At 71.6% G+C, this 16,380-nt stretch carries 16 protein-coding genes; 7 read left to right on the top strand and 9 right to left on the bottom strand.

All coding sequences use genetic code 11. From position 1 onward, the window contains the following. Positions 1-97: 97 nt before the first annotated feature. The 4 genes from ACS5RC_RS17045 (at position 98) to trmFO (ending at position 3,515) form a co-directional block, all read left to right on the top strand. Positions 98-1,069, top strand: coding sequence for a S1C family serine protease (locus ACS5RC_RS17045; protein WP_478345070.1), 972 nt, complete (start codon positions 98-100; stop codon positions 1,067-1,069). 175 nt (positions 1,070-1,244) lie between these two features. After that, complete coding sequence (locus ACS5RC_RS17040; protein ID WP_478345069.1) at positions 1,245-1,556, top strand: GCG_CRPN prefix-to-repeats domain-containing protein; 312 nt, start codon at positions 1,245-1,247, stop codon at positions 1,554-1,556. A gap of 289 nt (positions 1,557-1,845) precedes the next feature. Beyond that, complete coding sequence (locus ACS5RC_RS17035; RefSeq protein WP_478345068.1) at positions 1,846-1,992, top strand: DUF1127 domain-containing protein; 147 nt, start codon at positions 1,846-1,848, stop codon at positions 1,990-1,992. A 95-nt stretch (positions 1,993-2,087) separates the two neighbouring features. After that, entirely contained in the window at positions 2,088-3,515 is a 1,428-nt protein-coding gene (trmFO, locus tag ACS5RC_RS17030) for a methylenetetrahydrofolate--tRNA-(uracil(54)-C(5))-methyltransferase (FADH(2)-oxidizing) TrmFO (protein ID WP_478345067.1), read from the top strand. A gap of 24 nt (positions 3,516-3,539) precedes the next feature. Here trmFO and ACS5RC_RS17025 read toward each other — a convergent pair whose 3' ends face one another. Continuing rightward, positions 3,540-4,121, bottom strand: a complete 582-nt coding sequence (locus ACS5RC_RS17025; protein ID WP_478345066.1) for a GNAT family N-acetyltransferase — start codon at positions 4,119-4,121, stop codon at positions 3,540-3,542. Between the two features lie 151 nt (positions 4,122-4,272). Then, positions 4,273-5,997, bottom strand: a complete 1,725-nt coding sequence (locus tag ACS5RC_RS17020; RefSeq protein WP_478345065.1) for an L-lactate permease — start codon at positions 5,995-5,997, stop codon at positions 4,273-4,275. Between the two features lie 274 nt (positions 5,998-6,271). Between ACS5RC_RS17020 and ACS5RC_RS17015 the strand changes: the two genes are divergently transcribed. Further along, positions 6,272-7,912, top strand: a complete 1,641-nt coding sequence (locus tag ACS5RC_RS17015) for a putative bifunctional diguanylate cyclase/phosphodiesterase (RefSeq protein ID WP_478345115.1) — start codon at positions 6,272-6,274, stop codon at positions 7,910-7,912. 34 nt (positions 7,913-7,946) lie between these two features. Here the strand turns inward: ACS5RC_RS17015 and ACS5RC_RS17010 are convergent, their stop codons facing one another. The 5 genes from ACS5RC_RS17010 to yajC form a co-directional block, all read right to left on the bottom strand. Next, positions 7,947-8,837: a phytoene/squalene synthase family protein gene (locus ACS5RC_RS17010; protein WP_478345064.1), complete on the bottom strand. Its 891-nt coding sequence runs from the start codon at positions 8,835-8,837 to the stop codon at positions 7,947-7,949. Continuing rightward, positions 8,834-9,220: an Mth938-like domain-containing protein gene (locus ACS5RC_RS17005; protein WP_478345063.1), complete on the bottom strand. Its 387-nt coding sequence runs from the start codon at positions 9,218-9,220 to the stop codon at positions 8,834-8,836. Before ACS5RC_RS17005 ends, ACS5RC_RS17010 begins: the two co-directional genes overlap by 4 nt. Positions 9,221-9,222: 2 nt before the next feature. Then, the gene (gene secF / locus ACS5RC_RS17000) at positions 9,223-10,167 is read right to left on the bottom strand and encodes a protein translocase subunit SecF (protein WP_478345062.1); all 945 of its coding nucleotides are present in this window, start codon (positions 10,165-10,167) and stop codon (positions 9,223-9,225) included. Between the two features lie 48 nt (positions 10,168-10,215). Beyond that, entirely contained in the window at positions 10,216-11,823 is a 1,608-nt protein-coding gene (secD, locus tag ACS5RC_RS16995) for a protein translocase subunit SecD (RefSeq protein ID WP_478345061.1), read from the bottom strand. A gap of 146 nt (positions 11,824-11,969) precedes the next feature. Continuing rightward, positions 11,970-12,305 carry a preprotein translocase subunit YajC gene (gene yajC, locus ACS5RC_RS16990; RefSeq protein WP_478345060.1) on the bottom strand — a complete coding sequence of 112 codons (336 nt, stop codon included), beginning with the start codon at positions 12,303-12,305 and terminating at the stop codon, positions 11,970-11,972. Between the two features lie 276 nt (positions 12,306-12,581). Between yajC and ACS5RC_RS16985 the strand changes: the two genes are divergently transcribed. After that, the gene (locus tag ACS5RC_RS16985; protein ID WP_478345059.1) at positions 12,582-13,451 is read left to right on the top strand and encodes an ATP-binding protein; all 870 of its coding nucleotides are present in this window, start codon (positions 12,582-12,584) and stop codon (positions 13,449-13,451) included. Beyond that, complete coding sequence (locus tag ACS5RC_RS16980; RefSeq protein ID WP_478345058.1) at positions 13,361-13,957, top strand: YidB family protein; 597 nt, start codon at positions 13,361-13,363, stop codon at positions 13,955-13,957. Before ACS5RC_RS16985 ends, ACS5RC_RS16980 begins: the two co-directional genes overlap by 91 nt. 51 nt (positions 13,958-14,008) lie before the next feature. On the opposite strand, the gene ACS5RC_RS16975 is transcribed toward ACS5RC_RS16980, so the two are convergent. Both ACS5RC_RS16975 and ACS5RC_RS16970 read right to left on the bottom strand, forming a co-directional pair. Further along, positions 14,009-15,565 carry a peptidoglycan DD-metalloendopeptidase family protein gene (locus tag ACS5RC_RS16975; protein ID WP_478345057.1) on the bottom strand — a complete coding sequence of 519 codons (1,557 nt, stop codon included), beginning with the start codon at positions 15,563-15,565 and terminating at the stop codon, positions 14,009-14,011. Between the two features lie 141 nt (positions 15,566-15,706). Then, positions 15,707-16,378 (bottom strand): protein-L-isoaspartate O-methyltransferase family protein, encoded by a 672-nt coding sequence (locus tag ACS5RC_RS16970; protein ID WP_478345056.1) that lies wholly within the window; start codon positions 16,376-16,378, stop codon positions 15,707-15,709. Positions 16,379-16,380 lie beyond the last annotated feature (2 nt).

The following is a 16,380-nucleotide window of genomic DNA, read 5'->3' as shown; positions in this document are numbered from 1 at the left end:
GTGTCGGAGGCCGCGCGGGCGCCTATCTCAGGGATTGGACCGACCCGGGTCGCCCGTCCGTCGGCGGGCGGCTCCGGGTCCGGCTCGAGGGACGCACATGGCCTCTCAGGGTGATTGGAAGATCCCGGCTTCGGCCCAGCCGAAGGCCGCGGATTACCGCTACGACCTCGAACGGGCGCTCGCCGCCATGGTCTCGCTCTCGACCCGGGTGCCCGATACCGCCTTCACCGCGGAGGTGCTGGGGACCGAGCGGGCCGGCAACGGCGTGGTGATCCGCGAGGATGGGCTCGTGCTGACCATCGGCTACCTCGTCACCGAGGCCGAGAGCGTCTGGCTCACCACGCATGACGGCCGCTCCGTGCCGGGCCACGTGATGGGCTTCGACGCGGCCAGCGGCTTCGGCCTCGTCCAGGCGCTCGGCCGCCTGGACCTGCCGGTGCTGCCGATGGGCGATTCGCGCGGGCTGCGGGTGGGCGACCGCGCCGTGGTGGCGGGCGCGGGCGGACGCAGCCGCAGCGTTGCCGTGGAACTGGTCGCCCGTCAGGAATTCGCCGGCTATTGGGAATACGTCCTCGACGAGGCCCTGTTCACCGCGCCCGCGCATCCGCACTGGGGCGGCACCGCCCTGATCGGGCCGGACGGCGACCTTCTGGGGATCGGCTCGCTGCAATTGCAGCAGGGCGGCGGCAGCGCCCGGGCCATCAACATGATGGTGCCGATCGAGTTGCTGCCGCCGATCCTCGACGACCTCGCGGGCCGCGGGCGCGTCAACCGCCCGCCCCGGCCCTGGCTCGGCCTCTACGCCACCGAGAGCGAGGAGGGCGTCACGGTGATGGGCCTCGCCGACGGCGGCCCCGCCGAGACGGGCGACCTGCGGGTCGGCGACGTGATCGAGGCGGTGGCGGGCGAGCCGGTGGGCGATCTCGCCGCGTTCTTCCGCAGCGTCTGGGCGCTCGGCGACGCGGGGATCCGGGTGCCCCTGACGGTCCGCCGCGACGGGGTGGTGCGGAAGCTCTCCCTCGTCTCGGCGGATCGCGAGCAGTTCCTGATCTCGCCGCCCCTGCACTGAGCGCGCGCGCAAGCCGGCGGCGGCTGGCTGCGTCGATCCGGCGTCGAGCGTGGCCGACGGGCTGCCGTCCTGAAGCCGGGATCGACCGGGCGATCAGCATCGGTTCATCCGGCCGGACGCATCCTTCGGCTCATCCGGCTCGCTCATCGATCCGGAGATCCGAGGAGATCCTGTCATGACGCATGTGAACGCGCCCGGCGTGCGCGCATTCGGTGTGGCCGCCCTGATCGCCGGCGGCATCGGCTTCGCGGGCCCGGCCGGCGCCGCGCCCCTCGCCGTCGCGCCGCTCGCGGGCGAGGCCGTGGTGCAGACGGTCGCGGGCGGCTGCGGCCCCGGCTTCCATCCCAACCCCTGGGGCGTATGCCGCCCGAACTGGGGTCCGCGCCCCTATTGGGGGCCGCGCCCGTACTGGCGCCGTCCCGTCGGCTACGGGCCCTATGCCTACGTGCGCCCGCGCCCCTACGGCTTCTACGGCCCGCGCTGGTAGACCGTCCCGCCTGCCTGCCTCGTTCGGGCGCCCTGCCGCGGCAGGGCGCCTTTTTTATTGGCACGCCTGTCGATGCGGCATCGCGGCCGATACGGCCGCGCTCGCCCTGCGCCCAACGAATGAACAGCCGGTAAGATTGCCGAAACCTTAAGCTTCACATGCGATTGGCGCATGGCAGGCGCCTCGGCTTGAGGGTCGTGCGGCGGTGCAGCGAGCTTATATGTGCGTTGCACCAACAAATGGCAGCGCTGCCCAAACAGGCGTCAGAGCTGCCCCACCAGAGGTCCCGATGTCCACCGCCCGCAGCGTCCTGAACCGCGTCCGCGCCTATCTCCGTTACCGCGATACCGTTCACCAGCTCTCCCGCCTCTCCGACCGCGAACTCGCCGACCTCGGCATCAGCCGCTACGAGATCCGCGGCCTCGCCCGCCACTGAGGCGGTGCGGCGGGCGCTCGGCGCCCGCCCCGAGCCCGGTCGATCCGGCATCGGGGACCGTTGATCCGGAGGGCCTGCCTCCGGTATGCCGGCGCATGGTCCAGCCATCCACCATCCACATCGTCGGCGGCGGCCTCGCGGGCTCGGAAGCCGCGTGGCAGATCGCCGAGAGCGGACATCGCGCCGTCATCCACGAGATGCGGCCCCTGCGCGCCACCGAGGCCCACCACACGGAGGGCCTGGCCGAGCTCGTCTGCTCCAACTCGTTTCGCTCCGACGACGCCAACGGCAACGCCGTGGGCCTCCTGCACCAGGAGATGCGGACGCTGGGCTCGCTGATCATGCGGGCGGGCGACGCGCATCAGGTGCCCGCGGGCGGCGCGCTGGCCGTCGATCGCGACGGGTTCTCCGGCGCCGTCACGGCGGCGCTGGCGCAGCACCCCAACGTCGAGATCCGGCGCGAGGCGGTGGACGATCTGCCCCCCGAGAGCTGGGGCCCGACCATCGTCGCCACCGGCCCCCTCACCGCCCCCGGCCTCGCCGAGGCGATCCGCGGGCTGACGGGCGCCGATTCCCTCGCCTTCTTCGACGCCATCGCACCGATCGTCCATCGCGACTCGATCGACATGGGCAAGGCGTGGTTCCAGTCGCGCTACGACAAGGCGGGCCCGGGCGGCACGGGTGCCGACTACATCAACTGCCCCCTCGACCGGGAGCAGTACGACGCCTTCATCGCGGCGCTCATCGCGGGCGAGAAGACGAGCTTCAAGGAGTGGGAGGCCTCGACGCCCTACTTCGACGGCTGCCTGCCGATCGAGGTCATGGCCGAGCGCGGAGCCGAGACCCTGCGGCACGGGCCGATGAAGCCCGTGGGGCTCACCAACCCGCACGACCCCACGGTGAAGGCCTGCGCCATCGTCCAGCTCCGGCAGGACAACGCGCTGGGCACTCTCTACAACATGGTCGGGTTCCAGACGAAGCTGAAGCACGCCGAGCAGGTCCGGATCTTCCGGACCATCCCGGGGCTGGAGAACGCCGAGTTCGCCCGGCTCGGGGGCCTGCACCGCAACACCTATCTCGACAGCCCCCGTCTCCTCGACGCGACGCTGCGCCTCAGGGCGCGGCCGGCCCTGCGCTTCGCCGGGCAGATCACCGGCTGCGAGGGCTATGTCGAGAGCGCGGCGATCGGGCTGATGGCCGGCCGCTTCGCGGTGGCCGAGGCCGAGGGCCGCGCGCTGACGCCCCTGCCCCAGACCACGGCGCTCGGCGCGCTCATCGCCCACATCACCGGAGGCCATATCGAGGCCGAGGATGCGGGAGCGCCGCGCTCGTTTCAGCCGATGAACGTGAATTTCGGGCTGTTCCCGCCGCTCGAGCGCCTGCCGCGCAACGAGACCGGCCGGCGCCTGCGCGGACCCGAGAAGGCGGTGCTCAAGCGGCGCGCGCTGACCGACCGCGCACGCGCCGATCTCGCCGCGTGGATCGGCGCGCCGCGCGAATCGGCCCAGGCCGCGGCGGAATAGCCCGCAGCGGAGACGGCCGGGAGCCTACACCGCGCCGAGCGTCAGGACCCGCCGGCCCGGGCGGTGGCCGTCGTCGCCGGTGTCGCGGAAGCCGAGCTTGGTCAGCAGGCCCCAGGAGGCGGTGTTGGCCGGGCGGCATTCGGCCACGATGGTGCGGGTGGGGAAGCGGCGCCTGAGCAGCCCGACGATGCCCGAGACCGCCTCGGCCCCGAAGCCGCGCCCGCGCGCGGCGCCGCCGATCCAGTAGCCGATCTCGATCGCGCCCTCGCCCCGCAGATGCGTGCCGACGACACCGACAAGGGCCTGACCCTGCCTCGGGCCCCGATCCTCCGAGAGGCCTCGCACGCCCGGGAGCCCGTATCCGTCCTCGGCCCAGGCGCCGAGGAACCGATCGGTGCCGCGGCGTGCGCCGCCGATCAGGTCTTGGGCATCCTGAAGGGTGAAGGGCTCGGGCAGGAAGTCGACGGCGCCCGTGATGGCCGGATCATCGGTCAGGCGCCGCAAGACCTCGGCGTCGCCGGGAGCCAGCGCCGCGATCGAGAGCCGTGCCGTCTTCAGGCCGGGCAGGTCGGCGAGGCTGTCCCGCCGGGGGCGACAGAGGATCATCCTGGACGATGTGGGGTTGCCCGCGCTCGTGAAAAGGTACGGCTCGCGCGCGTCTCTTAATCCCAGGATCGACCGAAAAATCGTCGGCCCGCAAAAAACCCGCCCCGGAAGCCGGGGCGGGTCCTTTCGTGCGCGGGCCCGGCGCCCCGCGTCAGGGCGTCGGCGCGCTCAGCACCATGGCGCTGAACGGATGCACGTAGGCCTGCAGCATCACGAGGCAGCCCACCAGGGCCGCCAGCGCGATCGAGTGCCAGAACACGAAGCGCAGGATCTTGCCTTCCTGGCCGAAATAGCCGGTCGCGGTCGAGGCCACGACGATCGACTGCGCGTCGATCATCTTGCCCATGACGCCGCCCGACGAGTTCGCCGCCGCCATCAGCACGCCCGACAGGCCGAGCTGCTCGGAGGTGATCTTCTGCAGGCCGCCGAAGAGCACGTTCGAGGCGGTGTCCGACCCCGTCAGCGCCACGCCGAGCCAGCCCAGCAGGGTGCCGAAGAACGGGTAGAGGATGCCCGTGCCCGCGAAGGCGAGACCGAGCGTGGCGTCGACGCCCGCGTAGCGGGTGAGCACGCCGAGCGCGAGCATCGCCGCGATGGTGACGAGCGAGTAGCGCAGCACCCAGATCGTCTCGAGATAGGCCGTGATCAGGCGCAGCGGCGAGAACCGCATGATCAGGCCCGAGATCAGGGCCGCGATCAGAACGCCGGTACCGGTGAAGGACATGTAGGTGAACAGGAACACCGCCGCCTCGGGCTTCGGCTTCGGCTCGACGGGGGGCACCTTCATGATCACGTTGTGCAGGCCCGGCACCTCGTATTTCCAGGTGAAGATCGGGTTGACGATGCCCTTGAACCAGCCGGTGCCCCAGATCGCGACGACCACCGAGAGGATGATCCACGGCACCCAGGCCATCAGGATCTCGCGCGAGGTCGCGGTGCGGCCGCCGAGCTCCACCTTCGGCAGCTCGCCGGGCACCGCGGCGCCGAGCGAGACCGGGCGCGGGCTGCCGTAGCCGAGCGACGGGTCGTTGCCGCGCAGGGCCGGCGAAGTCCAGATCTCGGAGGGCTGCCAGACCTTCAGGAAGGCGACGAGAGCCCCCATCGCGGCGAGCGAGGCGCCGATATCGACGATCCACGGGTTGACGTAGTTCGAGATCAGGAACTGCGCGGCCGCGAACGAGCCGCCGCAGACGAGGATCGGCGGCCAGATCCGGATCATGCCGCGGAAGCCCGCGAACACCCAGATCAGCCAGAACGGCACGAGGAGCGAGAAGAACGGCAGCTGCCGGCCGATCATCGCGCCGAGCAGGTAGGGATCGTAGCCGGTGACCGAGGCCAGGCCCTGGATCGGGGCGCCGAGGGCCCCGTAGGCGACGGGCGCGGTGTTGGCGATGAGGGAGAGGCCGGAAGCCGCGAGCGGCGAGAAGCCCAGCCCGATCAGGATCGCCCCGGTCACCGCGACCGGGGTGCCGAAGCCGCCCGCGCCCTCGAAGAACGCGCCGAAGGCGAAGGCCACGAGCAGGAGCTGGATGCGGCGGTCCTGCGTGATGCCGGCGACCGATTGCTGGAGCGTGGCGAACCAGCCCTTCTCGACCGTCAGCCGATAGAGGAAGATGACGTTGAGGATGATCCAGCCGATCGGGAAGAAGCCCGTCACCATGCCGAGGATCGAGGCCCGGGTGGCGAGGCCCGCGGGCATGCCGAAGGCGAAGACGGCGACCAGAAATGCCAGGATGAGGGCGAGGACGGCCGCGATATGGGCCTGGATCTTGCCGCTCGCGATCATGGCAAGCAGAGCGATGACCGGGAGCGAGGCCGCCAGCGTCGAGAGCCACGGATTCCCGAACGGGTCGTAGACTTGGTTCCAGGTTTCCACGGGCGCAGGCTCCTCCGATCGGGCTCCTTCTTTGCGCGGAGGCCCGTTGAGCGGCCTGTAACAGAGGGCCAGGGCCGGCTCAACGCAGGGACGTGCGAATCTGGACGCCTGTGTGCTTCCCGTTCCGAGAGGACGGGAGCATCCCCACACATATCTCGGACAGGATTTTAAGCCCTTGCTTACCGTGCTGCAGTCTTCGGAAGGATGAAGCGCGGGGTCATTACTGCGTTTTAAGGTGGGTCCGGTTCAATGCCCCGATCACGAGGGACGTATGATGTCGAGACGGGGCAGCTGGGGTGAGGGCGAACTCTACGAGGCACTCTGCCTCCTGGTGATCGGGGCCTGCCTCTGGATCATCGGCGCGCAATTCCACATCTTCGCGGCGCTCAACCGGTTCATCAGCCAACACGACCTGTCCGACCAGTTCATGCTGGTGGCGCTGATGGGGCTGGCAATCTTCGCGGGCAGCATCCGCAAGTCGCTGATGCTGCGCGCCGCCCTGAAGGAGCGGGACGCCGCCGCCAGGCAGGCCGAGGCGATCGCCCGCCACGACGTCCTGACCGGCCTCGCCAACCGGCGCCTGTTCCTCGAGACCGTCGAACGCTTCCGGCGCGGAGCCGGCTCCGTCCCGACCCATGCGGTGCTGCTCGTCGATCTCGACCGGTTCAAGCCGGTCAACGACATCTACGGCCACGCCGCCGGCAACGCCGTGCTCTGCGCCGTGGCCGAGCGGCTGCGCGGCCTGATCCCGGTCTCGGGCCTCGCCGCCCGCCTCGGCGGCGACGAGTTCTCCTTGCTGGTGCCCCTCGACGGCGGCAGCGACGGCCTCGTGCGCCTCGCCCAGGCGGCGATCGCCGCGATCGGGGCGCCGGTGCTGTGGAACGGCAACGAGCTCAAGGTCGGCGCCACCATCGGCATCGCCCTGGTCTCGCCCGACGCCGCCGACGCCGATGCCGTGCTGCACGCCGCGGACCTCGCGATGTACCAGGGCAAGAAGGACGGCCGCGGCACCTTCCGGGTCTTCAAGAGCGCCATGGACCTGGAGCTCAAGGCCCGCGCCCAGCTGGAGATCGAGCTGCGCGAGGCGATCGCGCGCGGCGAGATCGAGCCGTTCTACCAGCCGGTGGTGTCGCTGCCGGAGAAGCGGCTGATCGGCGTCGAGGTGCTGGCGCGCTGGCGCCATCCGACCCGCGGCCTGCTGGCGCCCGCCCACTTCATCTCGGTGGCCGAGGAGACCGGCATGATCGCCGATCTCAGCTACCATCTGCTGCGCCAAGCCTGCATCGACGCCCGCGACTGGCCGGCCCATCTCCAGGTGGCGGTGAACATCTCGCCCCAGCAGTTCCAGGACCGCTGGCTCTGCGAGCGCATCCTGGGGATCCTGACCGAGACCGGCTTCGCCCCGTCGCGCCTCGAGGTCGAGATCACCGAGACCGCCCTGGTTCAGGATCTGGAGGCGGCCCGCACGGTGCTGACCTCCCTGCAGAACCTCGGCGTGCGCATCGCGCTCGACGATTTCGGCACCGGCTACTCGAGCCTCTACCACCTGCGCGAGCTGAAGTTCGACAAGCTGAAGATCGACCGCTCCTACGTCGACACCATCACCATGAGCGACGAGCGCGCCAAGCTCGTCGACGCGATCATCAAGCTCTCGGCGAGCCTCGGCCTCGTCACCACCGCCGAGGGCATCGAGAACGACGCCAGCGTGGACTGGCTCTCGGGCCAGGGCTGCGATTTCGGACAGGGCTACTTCTTCGGCGCCCCGATGCCGAAGGCGGCGATGAGCGCGCTGCTGGCGGCCTCGGAGGATACGAGCCTGGAAGATCTGGCCGAGATCGCCGCGGCGGCCGCGGCGCTGCAGATCGCCCCGCCGCAGCTGCAACTGGAGCGGCCCCGCGAGCGGCAGGTCGCCTGAGGCCGCTTCGGGCGGTCCGGCCCGGCGCGGATCGCTAACCCGACCGGGCGGCGCGCCACAGGCGCCAGAGGCGGCGCCAGCGCGGGATCTCGATCGGGCTGTTGAGCGGGTCGTAGGCGGCGCGCTCCATCTGCGCGAGGTAGCCCTCCACCAGGGCGACCGGCAGGAAGGCGAGGCGGCCGGCGGGCGCGACGCTGGCGCGGGCCTCCCGGTAGGCCGCGAGATGGCGCCGCGCGATGCCCCGGAGATCGGCGCAGGCGCCGCGCAGGCCCGGCCCGCCGCGTCCGGTGACGATGTCCTCGCGGGTGACGCCGTGACCCCGCAGGATCTCCGCCGGCAGGTAGACCTGGCCCGAGCGCGCGTGCCACGGCAGCGCCCGCAGCAGCCCGGTGATGCCGTAGGCGACGCCCGCATGCCCGGCCGCGGCTGCTCCCCCCGGCTCGGCCCCGTCGGCCAGCACGAAGCTGCCGAGCCGGAACAGGCTGGAGGCGGTCTCGCCGCAATAGCCCTCGAGATCGTTCAGGCGCGGCATCGGGTCGTCGTAGAGGTCGAAGACCCGGGCGTCGATCAGGTCGACGAAGGGCTGGCGCCCGAGGCGGCGGCGGACGATCGCGTCCTCCAGGGCTGCCGCCACCGGGTTGGCCCGCACGTCGCCGCGCGCCTCGCCCTGCAGCGCGTCGCGCCACCATTGCAGGCGGATCTCTCCGGCCATCGGGTTGGTCGCGGCCCCGCGCACCCGGGCGACGGTGAGGCTGAAGGCGTAGAGGGCGAAGAGATGCGGCCGGAAGGCGGCGGGCGCGAACAGGGTGGCGAAGTAGCGGTCCGGATCGCCTTCGCGCACCAGCGCTTCGCAGTGCCGGAAGGCGAAATCGAGCCCGCCCGCCGCGCCGGTCCCGGCCGCGCCGTCGCGGATCCCCTCGCTCATGCGACCGCGATCAGGGCGGCGCCGACCTTGCGGTTCTCCGCCACCAGGATGTTGTAGGTCCGGGCCGCCGCCCCGGTCTGCATGACGTCGAGGCCGACGCCCATGTCCTTCAGCCATGCCCTCAGATCGGGTGGCAGCGGCACGATGTCGAGGCCGGTGCCGACGAGGAGGAGGTCGATCGTGCCCGCCTCCGCCTGGACCGGGCGCAGGGCCGTCCGGTCGATCGCCCGCGGATCATCGGGGTCCCAGGCCCGGATGCCGGAGGGCAGGACCAGGATCGAGCCGCGATGCGACATGTCGGCGAAGCGGAAGCCGCCGTTGCCGTAGGCGTCGATCGGGTACCGGCCCGGAAGGAAGCCCGCCTCGAAGCTGGCGCCGGCCACGGCTACTCCGCCGCCTGGGGCAGGCCGCCGGCCCGCTCGGTGGTGCGCTTCACGCCCGAGAGCATCAGCCCCAGATAGATCAGCACCGGCGTCGAGACGAAGATCGCCGAATAGGTGCAGATCACGACGCCGCAGAGCATCACCACGGCGAAGCCCTTGATCGCCTCGCCGCCGAACAGCACCAGCGCGAGCAGCGACAGGCCCGAGGAGATCGACGTCATCACCGTGCGGGACATGGTGGAGTTGATCGACAGGTTGAGCAGCTCCACCGTCGGGATGGTCTTGTAGCGCCGCATCAGCTCGCGGGTCCGGTCGAACACCACCACGGTCTCGTTCAGCGAGTAGCCGACGATGGTCAGGATCGCGGCGATCGAGGTCATGTTGAACTCGATGCGGGTGAGGATGAAGATGCCCACGGTGAGCACGATGTCGTGCAGCGTGCCCACAATGGCCCCGAGCGCGAGTTCCCGCTCGAAGCGGAACCAGAGGTAGAGCAGCACCGCCACGACCGAGAGCACCACGCCGAGGGTGCCGGACTGGACGAGCTCGCCCGAGACGCGCGGGCCCACGGTCTCGGTGCGGCGGAAGTCGTAATCGGCGTCGAAGGCGGCATGCGCCTTGTTCATCACCGCCGTCTGGCCCTGCTCGCCCGCCTGGAGCGGCAGGCGCACCAGCACCGTGCCCTGGTTCCCGAGCTCCTGCACTTCGGGCTCCCCGAAGCCGAACCCGGCCGCGGTGTGGCGGATCGCGGCGACGTCGGCCGTGCCCGACTTCGCCTGCAGCTCGACCAGGGTGCCGCCCTTGAAGTCGATGCCGAAATTCAGGCCGATCGTCAGGAACAGCACGACGGTGGCGAGCGACATCAGCGCCGAGAGCGGGAAGCTGAAGCGCCGGTAGCGCATGAAGTCGAAGTGCGACTCGTCGGGCCAGAGGCGAAGCAGGCGCATGGTGGGTCTCGTGCTCGGGAAGGGTGCGCTCCCCAGGTCGGTCAGGAATCAGAACGGAAGGGTCTTGGGCCGGAAGGTCTTGTACCACACGGCGATCATCATCCGGGTCAGGGTCACGGCCGTGATCACGGTCGTGAGGATGCCCAGGATGAACACCACCGCGAAGCCCTTCACCGGGCCGGACCCGAGGAAGAACAGGATCAGGGCGGCGATCGCCATGGTCGAGTTCGAGTCGATGATCGTCGCGAAGGCCTTGTCGAAACCCGCCTGCAGCGCCGAGACCAGGGAGCGGCCCGCCCGCTGCTCCTCGCGCATGCGCTCGTAGATCAGCACATTCGAATCGACCGCCGTGCCGATGGTGAGCACGATGCCGGCGATGCCCGGCAGCGTCATCGTGGCCTCCAGCACCGACATCAGGCCGAGGATGAGGCCCACATGCACCATCAGGGCGATGTTGGCGATGAAGCCGAAGGTGCCGTAGGTCGCGAACATGAAGGCGACGACGAGGCCCGCGGCCACCAGCGTCGCGAGCTTGCCGGCCTGGATCGAGTCGCGGCCGAGGCCGGGCCCGACCACGCGGCGCTCGACCACCGTGAACTTCGCCGGCAGCGCACCCGCGCGCAGCAGAACCGCGAGATCGTTGGCCTGCTGCACCGTGAAATTGCCGGTGATCTGGCCGGAGCCGCCGGTGATCGCCGTGCGGATCACGGGCGCCGAGACCACCTCGTTGTCCAGCACGATGGCCATGCGCCGGCCGACGTTCTCGGCGGTGGCCTGACCGAAGCGCTGGGCGCCCTTCAGGTTGAACTTGAAGCTCACCATCGGTTCGTGGCTCTGCTGGTCGAAGGCAGGCTGCGCGTCGGTGAGGTCGCCGCCGTCGGCCATGATGCGGCGCTCGACCGGCACCTTGGCGCCGCGCTCGTCCTTGGAGGGCAGCAGGTCGACATCGCCGGTGGGCGTGTCCGAGAGCATGCGGAATTCGAGCTTGGCGGTGGAGCCCAGGAGCTTCTCCAGCCGCTCGGGATTCTGCTCGCCCGGGACCTGGATCAGGATGCGGTCGGCGCCCTGCTGCTGGATCGAGGGCTCGGTGGTGCCCGTCGAGTCGAGGCGGCGGCGGATCACCTCGATGCCCTGGCTGACGGCGCGGCGCGTCCGGTCCGTGATGCCCGCGTCGGTGAGCGTCAGGCGGATCAGCCCGTCGGGCTGTTCGGTCACCTCGACGGTGCGGGCGCCGGTCTGGCCGACCAGGGCGCTGGAGATCGGCTGGGCGAGCTCGCGCAGCTTCGGCATCACCTTGGCGCGGGCGGCGGCGTCCGCGATGCGGACCTGGACGCCGCGCGGCGCGAGGCCGATGCCGCCCTCGGCGCGGACGTTCTCCTGTTGCAGGATGCGCCGGACGTCGTCGCGCAGGCCCTTGGCCTGGGAGGCGACCAGCTCGTTCTGGTCGACCTCGAGCAGGAGCTGCGAGCCGCCCTGCAGGTCGAGGCCGAGCACGATCGCCCGGGTGGGCACGATCCAGGCCGGGAACCAGCCGGGAAGCCCGGCCATGAAGCTCTTGCGGCTCTCGGCCGAGAAGAAGCTCGGGATCGCGAGGCTGAGGCCCACGAGGATGACGGCGAGCGTCGCGATGATCTTCGTACGGGAAAAGCGCAACATCCGCCGTGGTCTCTAGAGCAACGTCCCGAACGGTGATCGCCGGCTTCCGGGACGAGGCGAAAACAGGGATCCGGCGCGTCGTCCCCGGATCCGGTGTCCGGGGCGTCGCGCCGGGGTTCCGGCAGGCCCGAGAGCGGGCGCGGCCGTCAGGCGGCCTTGACCGGACCGCCCTTGACCCGGACCTCGGAGATCATCGACCGGACGACCTTGACCCGGACGTTCGGTGCGATCTCGACCTCGATCTCCGAGGCGTCGTCCTGAACCTTGACGACGCGGCCGACCAGGCCGCCATTCGTCACGATCGTGTCGTCCCGGCGCACGTTCTTCACCAGCGCCTGGTGATCCTTGACCCGCTTCTGCTGGGGCCGCAGGATCAGGAAGTACATGATCACGAAGATGAGGACGAACGGGACCACCTGCAAGGCGATCTCGGCACCGCCAGCGGCCGTTCCGGCCCCTTGCGCGAAGGCGGGGGTGATCAAGCGCGTCTCCTGAAAAAGCGGGGGCCGGCGCGCCACGCGGCGTCGCCGAACCCCCTTCGAAAAGCGCGCGGACTATAGCCAGCGACCACCCGAAAGCAACGGCGCGTTCCGGGCGGTTCGCCGCGGACCCGGACGGATGGCGGCGCGCACGGCCGGCGCGCAGGATGGATCCGCCCCCGCGACCGGGTGTAAGCGCCTCGCGGGATCCCCTTGCCGGGATCCTCTGCGGTCGCCGCGCGCGGCCCCCCGCAACCCGTCCGGCGAAACGGCCCTGCCATGACCACGACCCTCGACACGCTCCTGCCGCTCCTGGAGCGCATCGCCACGGCGCTGGAGCGCGCCGCGCCCCCTGCCCGGCCCCCGGCCGATCTCGGGGCGGCCGACGCCTTCCTGTGGGGCCCGGAGCGGCGGCTGATCCCGGTGCCGCAGGTGAACCGCGTCGAGATGGGGCTCCTCACCGGGATCGACCGGGCCCGCGACACGCTGGCCGAGAACACCGCCCGCTTCGCCCGGGGCCTGCCCGCCAACAACGCCCTGCTCTGGGGCGCGCGCGGCATGGGCAAGTCGTCCCTCGTCAAGGCGGTGCATGCCGAGGTCAACGCCGCCCGCCCCGCGGGCAGCCTGCCGATGAAGCTCGTCGAGATCCATCGCGAGGACATCGAGGCCCTGCCCGACCTGATGGCGACGCTGCGCCCCGACGCGCATCGCTGGATCGTGTTCTGCGACGACCTCTCGTTCGACGCAGACGACACCTCGTACAAGTCGCTCAAGACCGCCCTCGACGGCGGCATCGAGGGCCGGCCCGGGAACGTGCTGTTCTACGCCACCTCGAACCGGCGCCACCTCCTTGCCCGCGAGATGGTGGAGAACGAGCGCTCCACCGCGATCAATCCCGGCGAGGCCGTCGAGGAGAAGGTCTCGCTCTCGGACCGGTTCGGGCTCTGGCTCGGCTTCCACAAGTGCAGCCAGGACGAGTATCTCGCGATGATCGACGCCTACGTGGCCCATCACCGTCTCGCGGTGGATCCGGTGCGCCTGCGCGCCGAGGCGCTCGAATGGGCGACGACCCGGGGCTCGCGCTCGGGCCGCACCGCCTTCCAGTTCATCCAGGACCTCGCCGGACGCCTCGGCCAGACGCTCGGCTGAACGGCGAAGGCGCGAAATCACGGCCGGCGCCTTGCCGCGACCGTGGCGCGCCCGACTTCCCCCGCAGCGTTGGATCGGGGGGCACGATGGGTCTGCTGACGGGTTTGCGGGGCGCGTTCGGGAACGCGGCCCGGGATGTCGCCAAGGGGATGGACGCGGAGGTCGACCGGCTCGGTGCTGCGCCTCTGCCGATGGCCTTCGCCAAGTTCTATCCGGGCGGGCTCCCGGCCTTCCTCGACCGCCTGCGCCGCGCCGGCCATGCCGAGGCCGTCGAATCCTGGCTCGGCGCCGGCGAGAACCGGATCCTGCCGGTCGGGGCCTATGCGGACCTGCTCGGCCCCGTGGTCGCCAAGCGCTTCGCCGTCGATCTCGGCGTGCCGGACGGGCGGGTGCCGGAGGTGCTCGCGGCCTTCCTGCCCGCCGCGGTCGTCGGTCTCAGCCCCGACGGACGCCTCGGCCCGCAGCCGAACTTCAGCACCCAGGCGCCGGCCGACGCGGTGCCCTGAACGCGAAACGGCGGCCCCGAGGGGCCGCCGCTCCGTGTCCGCCCGCGCGCGTCAGTTGCTGGCGAGCTGGGACATCGGGTCGATCGGCGCGCCGCCCTTGCGGATCTCGAAGTGGAGCTGGGGCGAGGTGACGTTGCCCGAGGCGCCGGACTTGGCGATCGTCTGGCCGCGCTTCACCTTCTCGCCGGGCTTCACGTCGAGCTCGCCATTATGGGCGTAGGCCGAGACGTAGCCGTTGGAATGCCGCACCAAGACGAGCTTGCCGTAGCCCTTCACGTCGGAGCCCGCGTAGGCGACCGTGCCGTCCTCGGCGGCCTTGACCGCCGTGCCCTCGGGCACCGCGATGTTGATGCCCTCGTTGCCCGAGGAGCCGTAGCCCGCGATCACCCGGCCCTTGGCGGGCCAGCGGAAGGTCTGGTCGGGCGCGGCCGGAGCCGCCGGCGGGGCGGCCGGGGCCTGAGCGACCGAGCCGGTGCTCGCGGGCTCCGACTTCTCCGGGGCCGCCGGCTTGGCGGCGGCGACCTTCTCGACCTTGTCGGCGGCCTTGGCCTTCTCGGAAGCCTTCTCGGCGCTGGCGACCTTCTCGGCGCCGGCCTTGGCAGCCTTGGCCTCGGCGAGCTTGCGCGCGGCCTCCTTGGCGGCCTCGGCCTTGGCGAGCTTGGCCTCGGCCTCGGCCTTGCGGGCCGCATCGGCCTTCGCCTCCGCCTTGGCCTGGGCCTTCGCGTCGGGCTTGGTCTCCGGCTTGGCTTCCGGCTTGGTCTCCCGGACGTCCGCCTTGGCGGTCCTGACCGGCTTCACCTCGGCCTTCTCGGGCTTGGTCTCGGCCTTGGCGGTCTGCCCCGGACGGACGTGGCGCTTCTTCTCCGCGTCGCGCAGGGCGGCCTCCTTGGCCTCCTTGGCCTCCTTGGCAGCTTCCCTCGCGGCTTCCTTGGCGGCGGCCTCCTTGCGGGCCTTGTCCTCGGCCTGGCGGCTGCGCGCCTCGGCCTCCTCGCGGGCGGCTTCGCGCTTGGCCTCGGCCTCGCGCTTCAGCGCGTCGCGATGGCTCTCGGCGGCCTTGATCCGCTCGGCGGGCGCGGCCGGGACGGCGCGGGCCGACATCGGCGCCGGGCTCGACGAGGGGTTCATGCCGGAGGCGTTGTAGACCGGGATGACGATCTGGCGGCCGGGGGTGATCTGGCTCGCGCTGGTCAGGCCGTTGGCGGCCAGGATCGCCGAGGCCGGCACGCCGAAGCGGGTCGACATCTGGTTGAGGCTGTCGCTCTGCGAGACGGTGATCGGCGTGCCGCCGGTGGCGCTCCAGCCGGCCGCGCCCGTCGAGGCGACGCGGGTGGCGGGAGGGGCGGGCAGGCGGGCCGCCACCGGGCCGGGGCGCGGCGTCAGCGGCGCGCCGGGCGCGGCGAGCGTCTCCGACTGGATGCGGCCGGTACGGACCGTCGGCGCCGGGGCGAGGTCGCCGTCCGGCAGGCTGCCCGTCGCCGACGGTTCGCTCGAGAGGTTCGAGGCGAAGGGGTTGGAGAAGGGATCGCCCAGCCGCGAGGCGTCCGATGAGCAGGCGGCCGCGCCGCCACCGATGATCCCGATCAGGGCCACGCGCGACAGCGTGCGCATCCCCCGTCCAGTTCCGCGAACCCGCATCGACGCACCCGTTTGCTTGACGCAACTTGATGCCGTCATTCAAACCGGATTCAGGTTAAGCAACCGTTCCCGTAAACCACGTTCGGCCCCAAAGCGGCAGGGTAATCGGGAGACTTACAGGGCGAGCGCCCGGCCCGGCACCAGCGGCGCCAGCCTGGCCGGCGGCCCCGCCTCGGTGCCGCACGCGGCGTCCCCCGAATCATTTCGCGTCGCGGCCACCAGCCGGCAGGCGCCCGCCGCGCCGAGGCCCGCCACCAGGCGTCCGCCGGGCGCGAGGGCCGCGATCCAGCCGGGCTCCAGCACCGCCACCGCGCCGTTGACGAGGATGCGCGCGAAGGGCCCCGCCCCCGCCTCGGCCAATCCGTCCGCCTGCTCCACCCGCACCGGCAGGTCGGCCCCGAGCCGCGCCCGCGCGTCCGCGGCGAGGCCCGCGTAGCGCTCCAGGCTCGTCACGATGCCGCCGAGCTCGGCCAGCAGCGCGCTGACGTAGCCCGAGCCGGTGCCGATCTCCAGCACCCGCTGCCCCGGCTCCAGCCGCAGCAGCGCCAGCATCGCCGCGACCGTGGTCGGCGCCGTCATGGTGGCGCCGCAGGGCAGCGGCAGGGCGATGTCGCGCCGGGCCTGCGCACGGTGCTCGGTCGGTGCGAACCGGGCGCGCGGCACCCGCTCCATCGCCCGCAGCACCCGGGTGTCGCGCAGCCCCCGGCCGCGCAGGGCCAGCACGAAGGCCGCGTTCTCGACCGCGCCCCGCAGCCCCTCATGCCCGGCGAGGTCGGGGTCCGGCACCG

Source organism: Methylobacterium sp. HJ2, from assembly GCF_056431005.1.
The sequence above is the reverse complement of the archived record's forward strand: the minus strand, read 5'-3'. Positions and strand labels throughout refer to the sequence as shown.

Excerpts from the sequence above, each read along its gene's own strand:
- ACS5RC_RS16975 (WP_478345057.1), bottom strand. The coding sequence starts at position 15,565 with ATGCGCACGCTGTCGCGCGTGGCCCTGATCGGGATCATCGGTGGCGGC.
- ACS5RC_RS17045 (WP_478345070.1), top strand. The coding sequence starts at position 98 with ATGGCCTCTCAGGGTGATTGGAAGATCCCGGCTTCGGCCCAGCCGAAG.
- ACS5RC_RS17040 (WP_478345069.1), top strand. The coding sequence starts at position 1,245 with ATGACGCATGTGAACGCGCCCGGCGTGCGCGCATTCGGTGTGGCCGCC.
- ACS5RC_RS17010 (WP_478345064.1), bottom strand. The coding sequence starts at position 8,837 with ATGAGCGAGGGGATCCGCGACGGCGCGGCCGGGACCGGCGCGGCGGGC.
- ACS5RC_RS17025 (WP_478345066.1), bottom strand. The coding sequence starts at position 4,121 with ATGATCCTCTGTCGCCCCCGGCGGGACAGCCTCGCCGACCTGCCCGGC.
- secF (WP_478345062.1), bottom strand. The coding sequence starts at position 10,167 with ATGCGCCTGCTTCGCCTCTGGCCCGACGAGTCGCACTTCGACTTCATG.
- ACS5RC_RS16985 (WP_478345059.1), top strand. The coding sequence starts at position 12,582 with ATGACCACGACCCTCGACACGCTCCTGCCGCTCCTGGAGCGCATCGCC.
- secD (WP_478345061.1), bottom strand. The coding sequence starts at position 11,823 with ATGTTGCGCTTTTCCCGTACGAAGATCATCGCGACGCTCGCCGTCATC.
- ACS5RC_RS17035 (WP_478345068.1), top strand. The coding sequence starts at position 1,846 with ATGTCCACCGCCCGCAGCGTCCTGAACCGCGTCCGCGCCTATCTCCGT.
- ACS5RC_RS16980 (WP_478345058.1), top strand. The coding sequence starts at position 13,361 with ATGGGCGACGACCCGGGGCTCGCGCTCGGGCCGCACCGCCTTCCAGTT.
- trmFO (WP_478345067.1), top strand. The coding sequence starts at position 2,088 with ATGGTCCAGCCATCCACCATCCACATCGTCGGCGGCGGCCTCGCGGGC.
- ACS5RC_RS17015 (WP_478345115.1), top strand. The coding sequence starts at position 6,272 with ATGTCGAGACGGGGCAGCTGGGGTGAGGGCGAACTCTACGAGGCACTC.